The sequence below is a fragment of the Streptomyces sp. NPDC002867 genome (assembly GCF_053591895.1).
Window position 1 is genome coordinate 131,121 of the sequence record NZ_JBSFUR010000007.1, and the last position, 18,417, is coordinate 149,537.

Annotated in this window: 15 protein-coding genes and 2 pseudogenes; 7 read left to right on the top strand and 10 right to left on the bottom strand. The window is 71.3% G+C overall.

Annotation, left to right across the window (positions count from 1 at the left end; all coding sequences use genetic code 11):
• Positions 1–96: 96 nt before the first annotated feature.
• Together ACWD0A_RS09350 and ACWD0A_RS09355 are read right to left on the bottom strand one after the other, a co-directional pair.
• Positions 97–2,562, bottom strand: a complete 2,466-nt coding sequence (locus ACWD0A_RS09350; protein ID WP_451296173.1) for an HAD-IC family P-type ATPase — start codon at positions 2,560–2,562, stop codon at positions 97–99.
• A 160-nt stretch (positions 2,563–2,722) separates the two neighbouring features.
• A complete protein-coding gene (locus ACWD0A_RS09355; RefSeq protein WP_451296175.1) occupies positions 2,723–3,016 on the bottom strand; it encodes a DUF2530 domain-containing protein in 294 nt (97 codons plus the stop codon).
• 178 nt (positions 3,017–3,194) lie between these two features.
• Between ACWD0A_RS09355 and ACWD0A_RS09360 the strand changes: the two genes are divergently transcribed.
• Positions 3,195–4,649, top strand: a complete 1,455-nt coding sequence (locus ACWD0A_RS09360; RefSeq protein ID WP_451296177.1) for an NCS2 family permease — start codon at positions 3,195–3,197, stop codon at positions 4,647–4,649.
• A 10-nt stretch (positions 4,650–4,659) separates the two neighbouring features.
• Here the strand turns inward: ACWD0A_RS09360 and ACWD0A_RS09365 are convergent, their stop codons facing one another.
• Positions 4,660–4,842, bottom strand: coding sequence for a ribbon-helix-helix protein, CopG family (locus tag ACWD0A_RS09365; protein ID WP_177150338.1), 183 nt, complete (start codon positions 4,840–4,842; stop codon positions 4,660–4,662).
• Between the two features lie 147 nt (positions 4,843–4,989).
• On the opposite strand from ACWD0A_RS09365, the gene ACWD0A_RS09370 reads away from it, so the two are divergent.
• From ACWD0A_RS09370 to thpR, 3 genes are all read left to right on the top strand, one after another.
• Positions 4,990–5,436: a MarR family winged helix-turn-helix transcriptional regulator gene (locus ACWD0A_RS09370; RefSeq protein WP_451296179.1), complete on the top strand. Its 447-nt coding sequence runs from the start codon at positions 4,990–4,992 to the stop codon at positions 5,434–5,436.
• 27 nt (positions 5,437–5,463) lie between these two features.
• A complete protein-coding gene (locus tag ACWD0A_RS09375; RefSeq protein ID WP_451296181.1) occupies positions 5,464–6,813 on the top strand; it encodes an MFS transporter in 1,350 nt (449 codons plus the stop codon).
• A gap of 529 nt (positions 6,814–7,342) precedes the next feature.
• On the top strand, positions 7,343–7,912 hold the full coding sequence (thpR, locus tag ACWD0A_RS09380; RefSeq protein ID WP_451296183.1) for an RNA 2',3'-cyclic phosphodiesterase: 570 nt from the start codon (positions 7,343–7,345) through the stop codon (positions 7,910–7,912).
• A 132-nt stretch (positions 7,913–8,044) separates the two neighbouring features.
• Here the strand turns inward: thpR and ACWD0A_RS09385 are convergent, their stop codons facing one another.
• The 4 genes and pseudogenes from ACWD0A_RS09385 to ACWD0A_RS09400 all read right to left on the bottom strand — a co-directional run.
• Positions 8,045–9,034, bottom strand: coding sequence for an aldo/keto reductase (locus ACWD0A_RS09385; protein WP_451296185.1), 990 nt, complete (start codon positions 9,032–9,034; stop codon positions 8,045–8,047).
• A 55-nt stretch (positions 9,035–9,089) separates the two neighbouring features.
• A complete protein-coding gene (locus ACWD0A_RS09390) occupies positions 9,090–10,313 on the bottom strand; it encodes an outer membrane protein assembly factor BamB family protein (protein WP_451296187.1) in 1,224 nt (407 codons plus the stop codon).
• 95 nt (positions 10,314–10,408) lie between these two features.
• A complete protein-coding gene (locus ACWD0A_RS09395) occupies positions 10,409–10,999 on the bottom strand; it encodes a Uma2 family endonuclease (protein WP_451296189.1) in 591 nt (196 codons plus the stop codon).
• 90 nt (positions 11,000–11,089) lie between these two features.
• A pseudogene (locus ACWD0A_RS09400) lies at positions 11,090–11,523 on the bottom strand (MarR family winged helix-turn-helix transcriptional regulator); the annotation flags it as partial.
• Between ACWD0A_RS09400 and ACWD0A_RS09405 the strand changes: the two are divergent.
• A pseudogene (locus tag ACWD0A_RS09405) lies at positions 11,520–11,639 on the top strand (carboxymuconolactone decarboxylase family protein); the annotation flags it as partial. The pseudogenes ACWD0A_RS09400 and ACWD0A_RS09405 overlap by 4 nt on opposite strands.
• A gap of 142 nt (positions 11,640–11,781) precedes the next feature.
• Here the strand turns inward: ACWD0A_RS09405 and ACWD0A_RS09410 are convergent.
• Positions 11,782–15,000, bottom strand: coding sequence for an FG-GAP repeat domain-containing protein (locus ACWD0A_RS09410; protein ID WP_451296191.1), 3,219 nt, complete (start codon positions 14,998–15,000; stop codon positions 11,782–11,784).
• A gap of 361 nt (positions 15,001–15,361) precedes the next feature.
• On the opposite strand from ACWD0A_RS09410, the gene ACWD0A_RS09415 reads away from it, so the two are divergent.
• Complete coding sequence (locus ACWD0A_RS09415; RefSeq protein WP_451296193.1) at positions 15,362–15,823, top strand: hypothetical protein; 462 nt, start codon at positions 15,362–15,364, stop codon at positions 15,821–15,823.
• Between the two features lie 46 nt (positions 15,824–15,869).
• Here the strand turns inward: ACWD0A_RS09415 and ACWD0A_RS09420 are convergent, their stop codons facing one another.
• On the bottom strand, positions 15,870–16,877 hold the full coding sequence (locus ACWD0A_RS09420) for a hypothetical protein (protein ID WP_451296195.1): 1,008 nt from the start codon (positions 16,875–16,877) through the stop codon (positions 15,870–15,872).
• A gap of 46 nt (positions 16,878–16,923) precedes the next feature.
• Entirely contained in the window at positions 16,924–17,607 is a 684-nt protein-coding gene (locus tag ACWD0A_RS09425) for a GDSL-type esterase/lipase family protein (protein ID WP_451296197.1), read from the bottom strand.
• Between the two features lie 93 nt (positions 17,608–17,700).
• On the opposite strand from ACWD0A_RS09425, the gene ACWD0A_RS09430 reads away from it, so the two are divergent.
• Positions 17,701–18,405 (top strand): N-acyl homoserine lactonase family protein, encoded by a 705-nt coding sequence (locus ACWD0A_RS09430; RefSeq protein WP_451296199.1) that lies wholly within the window; start codon positions 17,701–17,703, stop codon positions 18,403–18,405.
• Positions 18,406–18,417 lie beyond the last annotated feature (12 nt).

The window sequence follows — 18,417 nt, forward strand, 5'->3', positions numbered from 1 at the left end:
CGGGAGCTCCAGAGGGGGACGGCTTCGCCGCCGCGCTCGGCGCGGGATCCGAGCAGATGGTCGCCACGTCGGGGAACGTCCGGGCCCCGCCGCTCCCTACGCCGGCACCCGCCGCCCCACCACACGCCACGCGCACTCCAGCAGCGCCGCGCCGCCCGCCGCGATCGCCACCGCCGTCCACGGCATCGTCACGCCGACCAGCTTCAGCGCGAAGAAGTCCTGGAGCCACGGGACGACCAGCACCAGCAGGAAGCCCGCGCCCATCGCCGCCACCAGGCCGATCCGCCACCATGTGTAGGGCCGGGCGATGATCGCCAGGACCCACATCGCGACCAGGAACAGCGTCAGCGTCGCCGCGCTCGTCTCCGCGTCCAGCGCGCCCGGGCCGCTGTAGTGCGAGCGCGCCAGCAGGTACGTGGAGAACGTCGTCGCCGCCGCGATCAGGCCCGCCGGGATCGCGTAGCGCATCACCCGCCGTACGAAGTGGGGCTTCGCCCGCTCCTTGTTGGGCGCCAGGGCGAGGAAGAAGGCCGGGACGCCGATGGTGAGCGTGGACAGCAGCGTCAGGTGCCGGGGGAGGAACGGGTACTCCACCTGGGAGCAGACCACGAGGATCGCGAGGAGGACGGAGTACACCGTCTTCGTCAGGAAGAGCGTGGCCACGCGGGTGATGTTGCCGATCACCCGGCGGCCCTCGGCCACCACGGACGGCAGCGTCGCGAAACTGTTGTTGAGCAGGACGATCTGCGCCACCGCGCGCGTGGCCTCCGAGCCGGAGCCCATCGAGACGCCGATGTCCGCGTCCTTCAGCGCGAGGACGTCGTTGACGCCGTCGCCGGTCATCGCGACCGTGTGCCCGCGGGACTGGAGCGCGCCCACCATGTCGCGCTTCTGCCGCGGGCTGACCCGGCCGAAGACCGCGTTCGCGTCGATCTCCGTGCCCATCGCCGACCGCTCGGCAGGCAGCCGGCGGGCGTCGACCGTACGCTCCGAGCCCGGCAGCCCCAGCTTGTCCGCGACCGCGCCGACCGCGACCGCGTTGTCCCCGGAGATGACCTTCGCCGCGACGTTCTGGTCCGCGAAGTAGCGCAGGGTCTCCGACGCGTCCGGGCGCAGCCGCTGTTCGAGGACGATCAGGGCCGCCGGTTTCGCGCCGTCGGCCGGGGACGGCGCGTCGAGTTCCTCGGCGGCCTTCGTGAGCAGCAGTACCCGCAGGCCCTGCTGGTTGAGGGCGTCGGTCTCGTCGAGGACCGGGTCGTCGTCCGGCAGCAGGACGTCGGGCGCGCCCAGCAGCCATGTGGACGTCTCCCCGTTGCCCTCGCTGAAGCTCGCCCCGCTGTACTTGCGCGCCGAGGAGAACGGCAGCGACTCCGTGCAGCGCCACTCCTCGCTGTCCGGATACGCCTCGATGATCGCCTGCAGCGAGGCGTTCGGCCGGGGATCGGACTCCCCGAGCGCACCGAGCACCTGCCGTACGTACGCCTCGTCCGTCCCGCCCAGCGGCCGCACCTCCGTGACGTCCATCCCGCCCTCGGTGAGCGTGCCCGTCTTGTCGAGGCAGACGACGTCGACGCGGGCCAGGCCCTCGATCGCGGGAAGTTCCTGGACGAGGCACTGTTTGCGGCCGAGGCGGATCACGCCGATCGCGAAGGCGACGGACGTCAGCAGCACGAGCCCCTCGGGGATCATCGGCACGATGCCGCCGACGGTGCGGGCGATCGAGTCCTTGAGGTCGGTGTCCTTGGCGACGAGCTGGCTGATGATCAGGCCGATCGCGGTCGGGACCATCATCCAGGTCACGTACTTGAGGATCGTGGAGATACCGGAGCGCAGCTCGGAGTGGACGAGCGTGAACCGCGACGCCTCCTCCGCGAGCTGGGCCGCGTACGCCTCCCGGCCCACCTTCGTCGCCGTGAACGCGCCGCCGCCGGCCACGACGAAGCTGCCGGACATCACCTGGTCGCCCGGCTGCTTGAGCACCGGGTCGGCCTCGCCGGTCAGCAGCGACTCGTCGATCTCCAGGTTGCCGGCCTCGGCGAGCTCGCCGTCGACGACGACCTTGTCCCCCGGCCCGAGTTCGACGAGGTCGCCGAGCACGATGTCGGACGTCGAGACGGTGGAGGCGACCCCGTCGCGCCGTACGCGCGGTTTCGCCTCGCCGATGACGGCGAGGGAGTCGAGGGTCCTCTTGGCGCGCAGCTCCTGGACGATGCCGATCCCGGTGTTGGCGATGATCACGAAGCCGAAGAGGCTGTCCTGGATCGGCGCGACGAAGAACATGATCACCCACAGCACGCCGATGATCGCGTTGAAGCGGGTGAAGACGTTGGCCCGGACGATGTCGACGGCCGATCGCGAGCTGCGCACCGGCACGTCGTTGACCTCGCCGCGGGCCACGCGTTCGGCGACCTGGTCCGTGGTCAGCCCGGTCGCGGGCGCGGTGGCCGACGCCTTGGGCCGCGGTGGCTGCCGGGGGTGTACGGGGTCGAGTTCGGCACCCGCGTCGATGACGGGTCTGCGGGGCTCCTGGCCGTCCATGTCGATCTCCGCCCGCTGCGTCATGGTTTCGACGGTACGGCGGGCGCGGCCGCTTCACCCCCCGGGCGGGCGGAAGACCGGACCGGGGGAGGACGTGAAGGGCCCCGGGTATTACGGGTCGGGTCGTTCGACGGGGTTCCGTGGGGTGTGCCTGCGGCCGCTCGCGGACCGGGCGGTCGTCGGGTCAGGCCTGCGGCCCGGCCTCCCGCGGCCCGGCCGCTTCGGCCTCCCGTGCCGCCCGGTCCCGCTTGATCGCCGCGTCCCGGCGGCGTACGTACCAGATGCCGATCAGGCCGAGGCCGCCGCCGGCCAGGCAGGTCCATACCCACCAGGTCAGGTCGCGGTCGGCGAACCAGCCGTAGAAGGGGACCTGGACGAGGAACATGACGAACCACAGGATCGTGCCGCCGGTGATGGTGGCGACGACCGGCCCCTCAAGGGGCTCGGGTGCTTCGTGCCTGGGGGTCCATTTCGCCATGCGCACAGTGTAGGTCCGGGCGTGGAAGCGGCTGCGAGGGCCGGTCTCGCAGGGGTCTACGCGCGGAGATACCGATCTCAACTTTATACGTTCATACTGAACGAGTTTGCGTCAGACCGGTTTCCTTCGCACGAACCTCTGTACGAGCCCCCACGGAACCGGGTGAGAAAGGTCCCGCATGTCCCCCACGGCCACCGCCGAGGTCGCTTCCCCCGGCCTGCCTCCCACGCCCCCGCAGCCCGTCGGCGGGCTGGACCGCTTCTTCAAGATCTCGGAGCGTGGCTCCACGGTCGCGCGCGAGGTCCGCGGAGGGTTCGCCACCTTCTTCGCGATGGCCTACATCCTCGTGCTGAACCCGATCATCCTCGGCAGCGCCAAGGACATGTACGGTCACCAGCTCGACGGCGGCCAGCTCGTCACCGCCACCGTCGTCACGGCGGCGTTCTCCACGCTCCTCATGGGCGTCATCGGCAACGTCCCGATCGCGCTCGCCGCCGGACTCGGCGTGAACACGGTCGTCGCCCTTCAGCTCGCGCCCCAGATGGCGTGGGCCGATGCGATGGGCATGGTGGTGCTCGCCGGCTTCGTGGTGATGCTGCTGGTGGCCACCGGCCTGCGCGAACGCGTGATGAACGCGGTGCCGCTCGGGCTCCGCAAGGCGATCGCCATCGGCATCGGCCTGTTCATCATGCTCATCGGTCTCGTCGATTCCGGGTTCGTCACCCGCATCCCCGACGCCGCCCACACCACCGTGCCGCTCCAGCTGGGCACCGGCGGTCACCTGCTCGGCTGGCCGGTCCTGGTCTTCGCCCTCGGCACGCTGCTCACCCTCGCGCTGATCATCCGCAAGGTGCCGGGCGCGATCCTCATCTCGATCGTCGTGATGACCGTCCTCGCGGTGATCGTCAACGCCGTGGCGGACGTCGCGTCCTGGGGTCTGACCACGCCCGAGTGGCCCGGCAACCCGGTCTCGACGCCCGATTTCGGGCTGCTCGGCCAGGTCAGCCTGTTCGGTGGCTTCGAGAAGGTCGGCGTGCTGACCGGTGTCCTGTTCGTCTTCACCGTGCTGCTGTCGTGCTTCTTCGACGCGATGGGCACGATCCTCGCCGTCGGCGACGAGGCCGAGCTGATGGACGAGGAGGGCAACTACGCCGGCATCAACAAGGTGCTGGTCGTCGACGGCCTCGCCGTCGCCGCGGGCGGCGCCGCCTCCTGCTCCGCCAACACCTGCTTCGTGGAGTCCACGGCCGGTGTCGGCGAGGGCGCCCGTACGGGACTCGCGTCCGTCGTGTCGGGTCTGCTGTTCTCGCTGGCGCTGTTCCTCACGCCGCTCGCGACGATGGTCCCGTCCCAGGCGGCCACGCCCGCGCTGGTGGCGGTCGGTTTCCTGATCCTGGCCGGTTCGGTCAAGGACATCGACTGGAGCGACTTCACGATCGCCGCGCCCGCGTTCCTGGCGATGGTGATGATGCCGTTCACCTACTCGATCACGCACGGCATCGGCCTCGGCTTCATCGCGTTCAGCGTGCTGCGGCTGGCGACGGGGCGCGGGCGCGAGGTGCCCGTCGCGATGTACGCGGTGTCGGCCGTGTTCGTCTTCTTCTACGCGATGCCGGCGCTCGGTCTGACCTGAGCCGGGGCCGTCAGGCCATCCCGTAGAACTTCTCCGTCTCGTCGACGGCCGCTTTGAAGCGTTCGTCGAAGTCGTCGCGAATGAGCGTCCGGACCACATAGTCCTGGACGCTCATTTGTCGTTTGGCGGCGTGCTGCCGGAGCCGGTCGAGCAGCTCACCGTCCATCCGCAGGCTGAGCACTGTCGATCCCATGCGAGCCAGGGTCGCCGCACCGCCGGAGCCCGCGCGTCACTTTCGGACTCACTCTCACTCATATGGGTGAGGCATCGATCACAGCCGAGACCGGTGGAGCACAAGATGACTGGTCTTTAGCGAGGGTAATGAGTTATGCTAATGAACATGCCTGACCTGTCCCACGGTACTGACGCCGACGTCGCCGCCGTGAACTCCCTGCGCTCCGCCGTCATGCGGCTGGGCCGGCGCCTGAAGCACCAGCGCGTCGACGAATCGCTGAGCCCGACCGAGATGTCCGTGCTCGGCACCTTGGCCCGCTGCGGCTCGGCCACCCCCGGTGAGCTGGCCCGCATGGAGCACGTCCAGCCGCCGTCGATGACCCGGATCGTCGCGCTGCTGGAGGCCAAGGGACTGGTCCGGCTGGAGCCGCACCCCGAGGACCGCCGGCAGAAGGTGGTCAGCCAGACCGAGCAGGCCGAGGCCATGCTCGAAGAGAGCCGCCGCAAGCGGAACGCCTGGCTGGCATCCCTCGCCGAGGGCCTCGACGAGGACGAGTGGGCCACGCTGCGCGCCGCCGCCCCCGTGCTGGAGAAGCTCGCACACCTGCAGTGACCGCCGACGCCGAGGAGGCGAACCCCTTTGAGTACGGGATCCGGAGCAGACTCCGCCCCCGCACCGACCGCCGACGACTCCACAACCGACCGACCCGACCGCAAGCAGACCATGTTCAGCTCGCTGAGGATCCGTAACTACCGGCTCTTCGCGACCGGACAGGTGGTCTCCAACACCGGCACCTGGATGCAGCGCATCGCCCAGGACTGGCTGGTACTGAGCCTGACGGGATCCGCCTCCGCCGTCGGCATCACCATCGCGCTGCAGTTCCTCCCCATGCTTCTGTTCGGCCTGTACGGCGGCGTGATCGCGGACCGGATGCCCAAGCGGCGGCTGCTCCTGGTCACCCAGGCGGCCATGGGCCTCACCGGCCTGGCGCTCGCCGTGCTCACGCTCAGCGGCCACGTCCAGGTCTGGCACGTCTACCTCACGGCGTTCCTGCTCGGCCTCGTCACCGTCGTCGACAACCCGGCACGGCAGTCGTTCGTCGCCGAGATGGTCGGCCCCGACCAGCTGCGCAACGCCGTCTCGCTGAACTCCGCGAACTTCCAGTCCGCGCGGCTCGTGGGCCCCGCCGTCGCCGGTGTACTGATCACCGCCGTCGGCAGCGGCTACGCCTTCCTGCTCAACGGGCTGTCCTTCGTCGCGCCCGTCGCCGGCCTGCTGATGATGCGGCCCTCCGAGCTCCACAAGGTGGAGCGCGCGCCGCGCGGCAAGGGCCAGCTGCGCGAGGGCCTGCGCTACGTCGCGGGCCGGCCCGAGCTGATCTGGCCGATCGTGCTCGTCGGCTTCATCGGCACCTTCGGCTTCAACTTCCCGATCTGGCTGTCGGCCTTCGTCGACGACGTCTACCACTCCGGCGCCGGCACCTACGGCCTGCTGAACACCCTGATGGCGGCCGGTTCGCTGGCGGGCGCCCTGCTCGCCGCCCGGCGCGGCACGTCCCGGCTGCGGATGCTCGTGGGCGCGGCGGTGCTGTTCGGTGCGCTGGAGGTCGTGACGGCGTTCGCCCCGGCCTTCTGGATCTTCGCGGCGCTGATGGTCCCCATCGGCATGTTCGGCCTGACGGTCAACGTCACGGCGAACTCCAGCATCCAGATGGCGACGGATCCGCTGATGCGGGGCCGTGTGATGAGCCTGTTCATGATGGTGTTCACGGGCGGTACGCCGGTGGGCGCGCCGCTGGTGGGCTGGGTCACCGACACGTACGGCGCGCGCGTCGGCTTCGCGGCGGGCGGCGCGGTGGCGGCGCTCGCGGCGGCGGGCGTCGGCGTGATGCTGGCGCGGGTCGGCGGCCTGCGCCTCTCGGTGGGCTGGCACCGCGGCCACCCCCAGGTGCGCTTTGTGGAACGGGACCGCCTGGCGACTGCGGCGTAGGCGGCTCGGGGGGCCGCGGGTACGGGGGCGTTTTCCCCGACCCCGCCCCTTCCCGAAACCGGGGCGTCGCCCCGGGCCCCGTTCGGGGCTCCGCCCCGGGCGTGGCTCCCGCGGGTGGGGCCCGCGGCGGACCCCACCCCCGCCCTCCCCCTACGGCCTGGCGGCCGTGGGAGGTGTCCCCATCCCGAACTGGGGCCCGCCCCGGACCCGGTACCGCGCTTCGCGCGGTGTCCTCAAGCGCCGGACGGGCTGATGTCGCTCCGCGAAATCCAGCCCCGCCGGCGTTTGAGGGGCGGGGTTTGGGGCGGAGCCCCGACAAGAGCGCCGCGCGCAGGAAGCCGGGCCGGTGTTTGAGGCGCGGGGGCGCGGGGGCAGAGCCCCTGAATCCAGCCCCGCCGGCGTTTGAGGGGCGGGGTTTGGGGCGGAGCCCCGACAAGAGCGCCGCGCGCAGGAAGCCCCGCCGGCGATTGAGTCGCGGGGGCTACGGGGGGGCGGAGCCCCCGGGTGGGGGACGCGGCACACTGGGCGCATGAGACTCTTCGCCGCCGTCCTCCCGCCCGACCCCGCCGTCGACGAACTCGGGCTCGCCGTCGACCGGTTGAGCCACATGGCCGGGGCCGACCGGCTGCGGTGGACCGGGCGGGACGGGTGGCACTTCACGCTCGCGTTCATGGGGGAGGTCGGCGACGACCTCGTGCCCGAGCTGCGGGAGCGCCTCGCGAGGGCCGCGCACCGGACCGAGGCGTTCCCCCTGCGCCTGCACCGCGGCGGGCGCTTCGGGCGGCGCGCCCTGTGGGCCGGAGCCGCCGGCGGGCTGGACGCGATGCGGCTGCTCGCCGAGCGCGCCGACGCGGCCGCCCGCCGCTCGGGCATCGACATGAACGAGCACCGCAGCTACCACGCCCACCTGACCATCGCCCGCGCCCGTGAGGACACGGACCTGCGCCCGTTCGTCGAGGCGCTCGACGACTTCGAGGGCTCCCCCTGGCACGTGGAGGAGCTCTCGCTGGTCCGCAGCAACCTCCCGGGCGGCGGCGTGCCGGGCGCGGGGCCCCGCTACGAGATGGTCGATTCCTGGCCGCTGAAGCCCGCGGGTTAACCTCGACGGGTGAACCCGAAGACCCGGAACCAGATCATGGCCGCCGTTCTGGTGCTGATGTTCGTGATCGTCGCGGTGGCGGCCCTGGCCGGCGAGTAGCCCGGTCACGGCCGCCACGGCGCGGCGACCGCGTCACCAGGCAAAGGCCTCCGGCGACGGCCCCGGCCCCGGGAAGATCTCGTCCAGAGCCGTGAGGACCTCCTCGGACAGCTCCAGTTCGACCGCCCGCAGCGCGGACTCCAGTTGGCCGGCCGTGCGCGGGCCGACGATCGGGCCGGTCACGCCGGGGCGCGTCAGCAGCCACGCCAGCGCCGCCTCGCCCGGCTCCAGACCGTGCTTGTCGAGCAGGTCCTCGTACGCCTGCACCTTCTCGCGCACGGCCGAGTTCGCGAGCGCGTCGGCCGAGCGGCCGCTCGTGCGCCGGGCCCCCTCGTTCTCCTTCTTGATCACGCCGCCGAGCAGTCCGCCGTGCAGCGGCGACCAGGGGATGACCCCGAGGCCGTACTCCTGTGCTGCCGGGATGACCTCCATCTCGGCGCGGCGCTCCGCGAGGTTGTACAGGCACTGCTCGCTGACCAGCCCGTACGAGCCGAGCCTGCGCGCGGTCTCGTTGGTCTGGGCGATCTTCCAGCCGGGGAAGTTGGAGGAGCCGGCGTAGAGGATCTTGCCCTGCCCGATCAGGACGTCGATCGCCTGCCAGATCTCCTCGACGGGGGTGCGGCGGTCGATGTGGTGGAACTGGTACAGGTCGATGTAGTCGGTCCGCAGCCGCTTCAGCGAAGCGTCCACGGCGCGGCGGATGTTGAGGGCGGAGAGCCGGTCGTGGTTGGGCCACGGGTCGCCGTCGGCGGCCATGTTCCCGTAGACCTTGGTCGCGAGCACGACCTTGTCGCGGCGGTCGCCGCCCTTGGCGAACCAGTTGCCGATGATCTCCTCGGTGCGGCCCTTGTTCTCGCCCCAGCCGTAGACGTTGGCGGTGTCGAAGAAGTTCAGGCCCGCGTCGAGTGCGGCGTCCATGATGGTGTGGCTGGTGGGCTCGTCGGTCTGGGGCCCGAAGTTCATCGTTCCCAGGACGAGTCGGCTGACCTTGAGTCCGGTGCGTCCGAGCTGCGTGTACCTCATGTGTCCCAAGCCAACTGCTTCGAGTCCACTCCAGGCAAGGGCGCGCGGCCCGGTGTCACGGGTGGCGGCGGCCGGTGTCCGCGTCCGCGCAGTGCAGCCGGGCCGTGGTGCCGTCCTTGCTCCGGGACAGGAACAGCACCCGGTCGGTGCCGAGGGGGACGGGGGTGTTGCTCCACAGGTTCGTGGGCGCGATCCAGCGGACCTCGCCGTCGACGACGCCCGCGACCGCCTTGTTCCCGCCGATGAACAGGTGCCCGGGTCCGGCGGCCGGCTCGGACGGACTGCGCAGCGCCTGGCCGTCCGGCGCCGTGAGCGGGACGGAACGCAGTCCGCGGCGGCCGCCGCTCGCGTCGGCCTCGTAGAGCCGGTCGCGCCAGGTGACGGCGTAGAGCCGGTCGCCGACGCAGGCGGCGGGGCTGGTGAAGGACGTGAAGCGCCACCAGCCGAGGTGCGGGCTCGCGAGTGGTTCGGCGGTGTCCCGGCCCGCGTACGCGTACAGCAGGGCCCCGCGCTTCAGGGACGCGGAGAACAGGGCGCGGCCCCCGTCGAGGAGTACGGGGTCGTAGGCGAAGCGCTGCACGGTCCGCTTCGGGAAGCGGGTGCGGGACACCTCCTCACCGGTGCCGGTGGCGCGGACGGAGAGGACCGCCGAGGTGCTCCAGCTGTGGAAGAGGGCGGCGTCGTTCGGGCCGGCGGGCCGGATGAGGGAGCCGTATCCGGCGGAGGGCTGGTTCCAGAGCTCCTCGCCGGTGCGGGTGTCGAGGGCGCGGAGCTCACCGACGTCCAGGACGACGCGTACGCCGCGCACCAGCAGGTCCCAGATCCGGCTGAAATCGTCCTCCCAGAGGGTCTCGCCGGTCCGCGCGTCGACGCCGGCGATCCTGCCGCGGTCCTCTCCGGCCTCGCCCCAGAGCACCACGGTGGGACCGGCGGTCGCGAACCTGTTCAGCGCGCTCTTGCGCCGTGTCCAGAGCACCTCGCCGGTCGCGGCGTCCAGAGCGGTGAACGCGCTGCGCTCGGAGTCCCGTTGGACGGGCAGCACGATCGTGTCGTTTGCCCGTGCCAGGGCGTGGGAGCGGGGATCGGTGAGCTGCCTGCTGCACCACAGGAGGTGGCCGCTGTTCGCGTCGAGGGCGGCGATGCGGCCCCCCGTCAGGGGTACGTAGACGGCGCCGCCCGCGACGACGGGCCCGAGCAGCGTCCCGGCAGGAGCCCGCAGGCTCCACAGGCGGCCGCCGTCCTGGGAGGTGACGGTCAACTGCGGTATGTCATCGGCCACGTGGGACTCCATCGAACGCGGGACGGCGGAGACGTGCGTGGGGGGATGCTGTCTCCGCAGGGTAACGTCCGAGCCGGGTGGAGCCCCAGCCTCCGCTATTCGCGGGGGAATTCGGAGGTAGTGAGGGTGAGGCCGACGGGGGTGTGGGTGAGGTCGAGCGGCACGCCGAAGTCGACGGTCAGCTCGCTGACATAGTCGTCTTCCTTGGGCTGGGAGAAGAGGTGGCACTTGCCGGTGTAGGGGTCGGCGATCAGATAGACGGGGACGCCCGCGTCTGCATAGGTGGCCTTCTTGGGGCCGTAGTCGTTGCCGGCGGTGTCCTTGGAGATGACTTCGGCGACGAACTCGATGTCCTGGTATCGCCAACGTCCCTTGAGGTCCTTCACCGAACGCTCGGCAAAGGCGGCCACATCACATGCGAATCCGTTGAGGTGTCCGGGAAAGTCGATCCGCACGTCCGAGGCGAGGCGCTTCGTCGGGTAAGCGGCCGTCAGCTGCTGGGCGATGTCGAAGACGATTTCCCAGTGGGTCTGCCGTTGCGGCGACATGAAGATGTTCCCCCCGACGATCTCGGTCTTGTAACCCTCGGGGACGGGCAACTTTTCGAGCCATTCGAACAGCACGTCCAGCGTGAGCTCTCGACTCATGTCGGCCATCTCGATCCTGTCGGTCTCTACGACGGTCATCGTGGCGCTCCTCCCCGGCTGCCGCTCGAACGCATGCAGCCGCGCAGTACAACGATACGCACGGTGACTGGGTTACATCCCTGATTGGCGTCACGCGCCGCCCAGCCAGCCCGCCGCGTCCAGGCGGAAGCTCTCCGGCGGGGTCACGGTGCGCAGGGCGTCCTCCAGGTCGCGCAGGCGGTCGGCGCCCATCGAAGCCGCCCACTCCGCGCGCAGTTCGTCGAAGATCGCGGCCGAGCGGGCCAGGGCGTCAGGCTGTGCGGGGTGAGGCGGATCAGTTTCCTGCGGGCGTCGGCGGGGTCGTCGGCACGTTCCGCGTAGCCGAGAGTGACCAGCCGGTCGACGGTCTTGCCGGCCGCCTGCTTGGTCACGCCGAGCCGCCGTCCGATGTCGCTCGCGCTCGCTCCGGCCGGACCGATCGCCTGCATGGCGAAGCCGTACGCGGGCCGCATGTCAGGGTGCCCCTGCTCGGCGAGCCCGGCGTGCAGCTTGTCGATGAGCGAGCGGAACCCGGCGAAGAGAAGCCGAGCTGCGCGCCTTCCTCGCCCACGGGTTCACCCCGCAGAACGCCCTGGAGGTGGTCATGGGCATCGGCACGTACACGATGTCGACGCTCGCCAACCGGCTGGTGCGTGCCTAGGCCGATTCGTTTGGCACTCCCGCCGGCCGAGGTTGTCGTCGCCCCCGGCCAATCGTCAGGGGCCGCACAGGCCGGCCCCCACGAAAGGAGTCAGCCGTCGGCGCAGCGACTGCGCCGACGGCTGACTCCCCTCACTTCGGCGTCAGAACAGGCCCTTGAATCCGTTCCAGCCACCGGTGCCGATCAGCACCCGGCTGCCGTACGTACCGGCCCCCGTGGAGGCGTACCGCCACAGCTTCCCGGCGGTGTCCCGCGCCAGCAGATCGGCGCGTCCGTCACCGGACAGGTCACCGGTCCCGACGAGAGCGGAGTAACCGCCCCACCCGCCGCCGACCCGCACCCGCGTGGTCACGCCACCGGTGGAGGTCCCGTAGTACCGCCACAGCACACCGGCGGAGTCGACCCCGAGCAGGTCGCCACGCCCGTCCCCGTTCAGGTCCCCGGCCCCGACGATCCGCTTGTACAGCTTCCAGTTGGTCCCGATCCGCACCCGCGACTTCAGCCGGTGATCGGCCGTACCGGCGTAGAAGTACATGTCACCGGTGGATGCCTGACGGGCGACCAGGTCCACGAATCCGTCGCCGTTGACATCGCCGGACGAGGTCAGCTGGTCGTACTGCCCCCAGCCGGACCCGATCAGCGTGTAGGGCGACGAAGCGGTGACGACCTTCCCGCACCCGGGCCGATACGCCCGCAGCTGGTCCCCGACCCGCACGAGCACGTCCCCGCATCGGTCGCCGTTCACGTCCCCGAAGGGCACGAGCACGGAGTTGGTGGCGAACTTGTCGCCGGATCCGGCGATACGGGACGACAGCGCGCCGGTCCCGGTACCCCGGTACAGCGACACGGCCCCGGTCGTGTCCATCGCCAGCAGGTCACCGAACCCGTCGTCCCCGGCCATGTCCCGCCACACGGCGGCGGCACCGCTCACGGCCAAGGTCCCGGACGCCGCGAGATCGGCCCCCTGCCCGTCGGCCGGCTTGACGGCCAGGGTCCACGTGTAGGCGCCATTGACCACGAGCTTCCCGCTCGCGTCCTTCCAGTCCCACGACGGCGCGACCAGACCACGGGCCTCGCCCCCGGTCAGGGTCCGCACGACCTTCCCGGTCGCCTTGTGCTTCAGCACCAGCGACCACGAGGCCCCCGGCTTCGACAGCCACCACCGCGGCTTCCAGGCCCCGGCCTTGATGTCGGCGGCCGGGATGTCGGTGTCGATGACGGCGATCCGCGAGGCGGGGACGCCCGACGGGACGATCCGCACCCGCCGGTCCTCGCCCGTGTAGGCGACGTGACCGCCGAAGCGGTCGACGGTCCACCCGGATCGGCGTCCGGTCCGGTCTCCGAGCTCGGCGGCGGTGGCGACCACTCGCTGGGGCAGGTCCGCCTCCTTGCCGCTGACCGGGAGGCCGTTGTGCAGGTCGACGAGCGTGAGGCCGGCCGCCTCCGAGTGGCGGACCAGGTAGCCGTCGCCGAGGAGCGTGCGGTCGGCGCCGAGCTTCAGGGAGCGCTTGGCCTGCCGGTCGTAGACGCCGGCGCCCTTGAAGTCGTGCCAGTAGTCGCTGCACCGCCAGTACACCCAACGGCCCACGGCCTGGAGGTCACTGGGGACGCAACCCGCGTCGAAGGACTCACCGGCGGCACCCGTCGAGAGGTTCTTCGCCGCCACTTGGGTCGGCACGCCCGAGCTGGTGTCGTCCCACCGGCCGAGGGCGCTCCACAGCGTGTTGCCCCAGACGGAGGCCGCGACCGGCTCCCGCTTCAGGAGCACGCTCCCGGTGTCGGCGTCCTTGAAGTGGAGGACCGCCTGCTGGCCGCCCCACGCCTGGTTCACGACACCGAACCGGCCGGAGAGGTCGACGAGTTCCGGGCTGCCGAGTCCGGAGGTCACCCTCGGACCCCACGAGGCGGCGCCGTTCCGGTAGAGCATGGTGACGTCCTGCTCGGTCGCGGCCTTGCGGCCGTGATGGCCGTCGCCGCTCGCGAACATGGTCACGCAGTAGATGCCTTCGGAGGGGCTGCAGTTGTCGTCCCGGCCGGACACGAGGCCGTCGACGGTCGAGTTCAGCTCCTCCGGACGGCCGGCGGTCTTCAGCCAGGTGCTCCGATAGCCACCGATGTAGGTGCCCGGGCTGTAGTACTGCGAGTCGTCGGCCGTGGTGAGGATGCCGCTGCCCAGCGAGATGCCGGCCGGCTTGGCCTCCCGGTCCTCGATGTCCGCGAGGCGCTTGCGGGTGACGCCGTCCCCGGCAGGGGTGAAGAGGTAGTACCCCCAGTCGAGTGCGCCGTAGGCGGTGTTCTCCTCCGCTCCGGCCACCAGGAGCGAGCCGTCGGGCGTGCGGTGCACCGAGGGGGAGGCGACGGCCAGCAGCGAATTCCGGCTCCCCGCGGCGTCGCGCAGGACGAGCTGGTTGCCCCGGTACTCGTTGTTGCCCGGGTTGGGCGGGGACACGGTGACGAAGCCGTCGCCGAAGCGCCGGACGATGTCGTCGTAGGCCACGTCCCGCAGGTCGAGGGTGGTCGGCTCCGCGTCCAGGTCGTCACGGCGGTACACCTGGGCGGCGTAGCTTGACGGGGCGCCGAGGTGGAAGACGGTGTCCCGGTCGAAGGAGACGCTCTCGCCCTGCGTGGAGAGCGCCTTCAGGCTCCCGGTGGCGAGGTCGACGACCCACCACCCCTGGGACATCGTGCTGTCCTCCCACTTGATGCCGCGGACGGCGACGGACCGGGCGTCGCCCTCGCTGATGGTGAGGTTCCACCCCTCCGGCAGGCCCTCCAGTTTCCGGTCCCGCACCTCGCCGTTCTCCAGGTGCAGGAGGTGCAGGCTCGTCACGGCGTTCGCGGCACCGGTCCGGGTGATGACGGTGTCGCCGTAGGTCGCGACGTACGTCTGGCCCTCCGGGATCGGGACCGTGGCCGACGGTCCGCCGCCGGCCCGCTGCTGGAGCGTCACGTGCGGGGCCGGGGATTCCGTGTAGAGGGCGACGGTGTCGGAGCCGTGGCCGAAGTCCGCCGGGTACTGGGCGAAGCGGAACTCGTCCACGTCGTAGGCGAGCGGCTCGGGCAGCCGGTGGTCGAGGACGGTTGTCGCACCGGTGGCGTAGTCGATCCAGCGGAGACGGTCGTCACCCTCCTGGGCGGTGAGGAAGCCGGTCTCGCCGGCGTTCAGGACGATGGTGGCGCGGGGCACGAAGCGTGCGCCCGGGCTGATGACGACGGGATCGGCGGACGCGCCCGGGATCTCGGCGACGGCCGGCCCCGCGGCGGTGCCGATTCCGGCGGTCACGGCGAGCGTGACGGTGAGAGCGATACGGCCGAGCGCGCGCTGGTGGCGCGTGGCCCGCCTGTTCAGCGGACGAATCACGAAAAAGTCCCTCCCCAGGGCGATCGACGCAGGGGGGCGCTCGCGGAACCGCCGCTCGTCCCTGCGCGAGCAGGGCGACAGTAGCAGGAAGGATCACCGCACGACATCCGGTTTCGAACCTGTTCAAGGGCTGACCGCGGCCCGCGTCGGACCGCCGGCCGGACCCGAGTCGGAGGTACCGGCCCGGGCGGAGCGCCGTGACAGTGATCTCTGACTCGGGTCGCCAGCCGCTCCTGTGGCAAGGGGGCGGATTCCGGCCGTTGTCGCGGCGCGCGGGAGTGTGCCCCTTCCTTTCTCCGCAGCTCCGTGCCGCAATGACGTCCGCCAGCCCGTGACCCCCACACGAAGGCGGGATCCCCCCATGAAACACAGCACTTTGCTCCTCACCGCCCTGCTCGCCACCGGCACGCTCGCGACCGCGACCACGGCATACGCCGCGCCTCGGGTGACGCCGGAGACGGCGACGCTGTCGTTCGACTGCGGTTCCTACGGCTCCGGTACGGCGACGCTCAAGGCCACGCAGGACGGCACGGCCGCGACGATCGAGGTCTCGACGGAGGCGATCAAGGCGCCCATCGCCCTCTCGGAGAACTCGGTCGAGTCCACACTCACCCTCACCAGGAACGGCTCCGGAACGACGACGTTCACCGGCAACGCCAACCCGGCGATCCCGGCCGGCGGCGCGGTCTCGACGGGCCCGCTGAACGGCACGGTCGCCTCGGGCGACAGCCTGGAGGCGACGTCCCTGACGGTGGTGGTCTTCGGCGTCACGGCGCAGTGCACGGCGACGTCACCGCAGAACCCGGGTCCGTTCGGCTTCTGACGCCTCGCCCGCACCCGTCCGCCGTGCCCCGCACGGCGGACGGGCGTCAGCGGGGCAGTTTCAGGTCGGTGCAGCCGTGTTGCTTCGCCGAGCGCTCGGCGAACGCGGTGAGCGCCGACCGGGCGAAGCCGGGGACCTCCTCGTGCGCGTATGGGGCCGAGGAGATCGTGAAGAGCGCGCGGGCGCTGGTGCCGGGGCACTTGGCGGTGGCCCAGGCGAAGTCGTTTCCGGACCGGCCCGCGTCCCGGGTGGACTCGTAGTCCGGGTACTGGGCCTGCGCGAAGGGGCCGAAGAAGGCGCTGATCTGGAACATTTCCACCGATGAGGCCCCTGTCTCGCCCAGCACGCAGGTCTCCAGCAGGGAGGAGTCCGTCGTCGGTGTCTCCTTGATCCAGTGGATGCTGTCCAGGTCGCGCATCGGGATGGCCGCGCACGTTCCCTTCGCCTCGAAGCGGGACTTCTCCTCCGGCTCCGCGGGGACGTCCGGGATCGGGCCTCCGGCCTCGGCCTCGCAGTTCCAGTATTCGGCCGCCCTGACCGCGGTGGCCGCGACGAGCTCGGCGGAGGTGAGGCCCGCCACCGCGCGCCCGGGGGCGGACGCGCTCACGACGACAGAGGCGTCCTGGTTGCCGCAGTCCAGTGCGACGGCGGCGCTCTCGAGGTTGGTGTAACCGTGCCAACCGCCGCCCAGCGCCATCGGCAGCGTGCCCGTCCTCTCCGGGCGCAGATCGTCGAACACGCCCCGGCGGCCGTCGTCGTCGCGGGCCGTTTCGGGGATGCGGGCGATGGTGAGCGCGGTCTTGCCGACCCAGCAGAACTCGTAGCCGTCGGACCCACCGATGTGCAGGTCCTTCGGCAGGCCCTCCTCCGTGTCGTAGTCGGTGAAGACCGCCGACTCCTCCGGCGGGATCAGCCCCTCGCAGTACGAGGCCAACGCCTCCTCGTAGCGCCAGCGCTTGCCCGTGTCGCTGAACTGGTACCAGGCGTAGCCCGCGACGGCGACGAGCGCCAGCGGCAGTGCCACGTACTGCGCCAGGCGGCGTATGACGGTCATCTGCTTGCTCTCCCCGGTTTCGCGGTGTCCCGCCGCACCGTATCCCTCAGGCGGCGGCCCGGTACGGCCGGCCCAGTCCCCACGCCTGGTGCATCGCGTCGGCGAACGCGGCCGCCAGTTTGTGCTCGCCGGTCGGGCCCGGGTGGGTGCCGTCGTAGGTGTCGCGGTGGATGTCGTACGACGGCGGGCGCGAGGCCAGCAGGATCGGCGACGCCGGTGTGTCCAGGTCCGCGACCGCCTTCGCGAGGAGCACGTTGAAGCGGTCGCACTCGGTGGCGAACGGGGCGTCGGACTCGGCGCGGACGTTGGGGATGACCGGCAGCAGGACCATGCGCACGTGCGGGTCGGCCTCGCGGGCCCGGGCGATGAACTCCCGGGCGTTCGCGGCCGTCTGGTCGCTGTTGGTGTAGAAGCCGAGGTCTATCAGGCCGAGGGAGACGAGGAGGACGTCGGCTCGGCAGGCGGCGACCGTCTCCTCGATGACGGGGGCCATGTGGAGCCAGCCCTCGCCCCAGCCCGCCAGGTGGCGGCGGGCCTCCGCGGGGAAGGACGGGTCGGCGTACGCCGTCGACACGGGGGCGTTCGCCCCGGTGTCGTACAGCGTGGTGCGCGGGCCGACGATCTCGTACGGCTCGCCGAGGGACGTGAGGTGCTGCCACATCCGGTAGCGCCAGCTGTAGTCGCCGGCGCGTCCGATGGTCATGGAGTCGCCGACGAACAGGAAACGCATGGGCGTCATCATCGCCGAACCCGTCGGTAACCCGTCAGTGGTCCGCGATGTGAGGCTGGACACGACCCCTCCCCGCAGGGGCAGGATGGGGCAGTGGCGACCGACACCGTGGTGCACCGGCTCGATCTCGGCTACTTCGTCCGCTCGGCTGCCGAGGCGGGCGGCCCGCATCCTCGGGTCGAGCCCGCGCTCGCCTATCTGCTGCGCACTGACGGCGAGTTGATCCTCTTCGACACAGGGGTCGGTGCGGGAGACGACGGTGTCGAGGCGCGGTACCGGCCGCGGCGCAGGCCGCTCGTCGAGGCGCTGGGCGCGGTCGGGGTGCGACCGGAGGAGGTCTCGCTCGTCGTCAACTGCCACCTGCACTTCGACCACTGCGGCGGCAACCCGCTGTTCGCCGGGGTGCCGCTGCTGGTGCAGCGGGTCGAGCTGGCGACGGCCCGGAGCGGCGACTACACGCTCGACCACCTGGTCGACTTCCCCGGCGCCCGCTACGAGGAGCTGGACGGCGAGGCGGAGATCCGGCCGGGGCTACGGGTCGTGCCCACGCCGGGGCACACCGACGGGCACCAGTCCCTGGTGGTCGAGCGCCCCGGCGGGGCATACGTGCTGGCCGGACAGGCGTATGACACCGCGGCTGATTTCGGTGCGGCCGACCTCGCGCGCCGGGCCGCCCGCGACGGCGTGGAGCGGCCGCTCCCTCCGTACCCCGCCTGGGTGGAGCGGCTGGCCGGCTTCGACCCGGCACGGGTGCTGTTCGCGCACGACTGCGCCGTGTGGGAGCCGTCGGGCCACTGACGGGGCGCTGAA

Bases quoted from the DNA above. Each gene is read 5' to 3' on its own strand.
- ACWD0A_RS09350 (WP_451296173.1), bottom strand. From the start codon at position 2,562: ATGACGCAGCGGGCGGAGATCGACATGGACGGCCAGGAGCCCCGCAGA.
- ACWD0A_RS09355 (WP_451296175.1), bottom strand. From the start codon at position 3,016: ATGGCGAAATGGACCCCCAGGCACGAAGCACCCGAGCCCCTTGAGGGG.
- ACWD0A_RS09360 (WP_451296177.1), top strand. From the start codon at position 3,195: ATGTCCCCCACGGCCACCGCCGAGGTCGCTTCCCCCGGCCTGCCTCCC.
- ACWD0A_RS09365 (WP_177150338.1), bottom strand. From the start codon at position 4,842: ATGGGATCGACAGTGCTCAGCCTGCGGATGGACGGTGAGCTGCTCGAC.
- ACWD0A_RS09370 (WP_451296179.1), top strand. From the start codon at position 4,990: ATGCCTGACCTGTCCCACGGTACTGACGCCGACGTCGCCGCCGTGAAC.
- thpR (WP_451296183.1), top strand. From the start codon at position 7,343: ATGAGACTCTTCGCCGCCGTCCTCCCGCCCGACCCCGCCGTCGACGAA.
- ACWD0A_RS09385 (WP_451296185.1), bottom strand. From the start codon at position 9,034: ATGAGGTACACGCAGCTCGGACGCACCGGACTCAAGGTCAGCCGACTC.
- ACWD0A_RS09395 (WP_451296189.1), bottom strand. From the start codon at position 10,999: ATGACCGTCGTAGAGACCGACAGGATCGAGATGGCCGACATGAGTCGA.
- ACWD0A_RS09415 (WP_451296193.1), top strand. From the start codon at position 15,362: ATGAAACACAGCACTTTGCTCCTCACCGCCCTGCTCGCCACCGGCACG.
- ACWD0A_RS09420 (WP_451296195.1), bottom strand. From the start codon at position 16,877: ATGACCGTCATACGCCGCCTGGCGCAGTACGTGGCACTGCCGCTGGCG.
- ACWD0A_RS09425 (WP_451296197.1), bottom strand. From the start codon at position 17,607: ATGCGTTTCCTGTTCGTCGGCGACTCCATGACCATCGGACGCGCCGGC.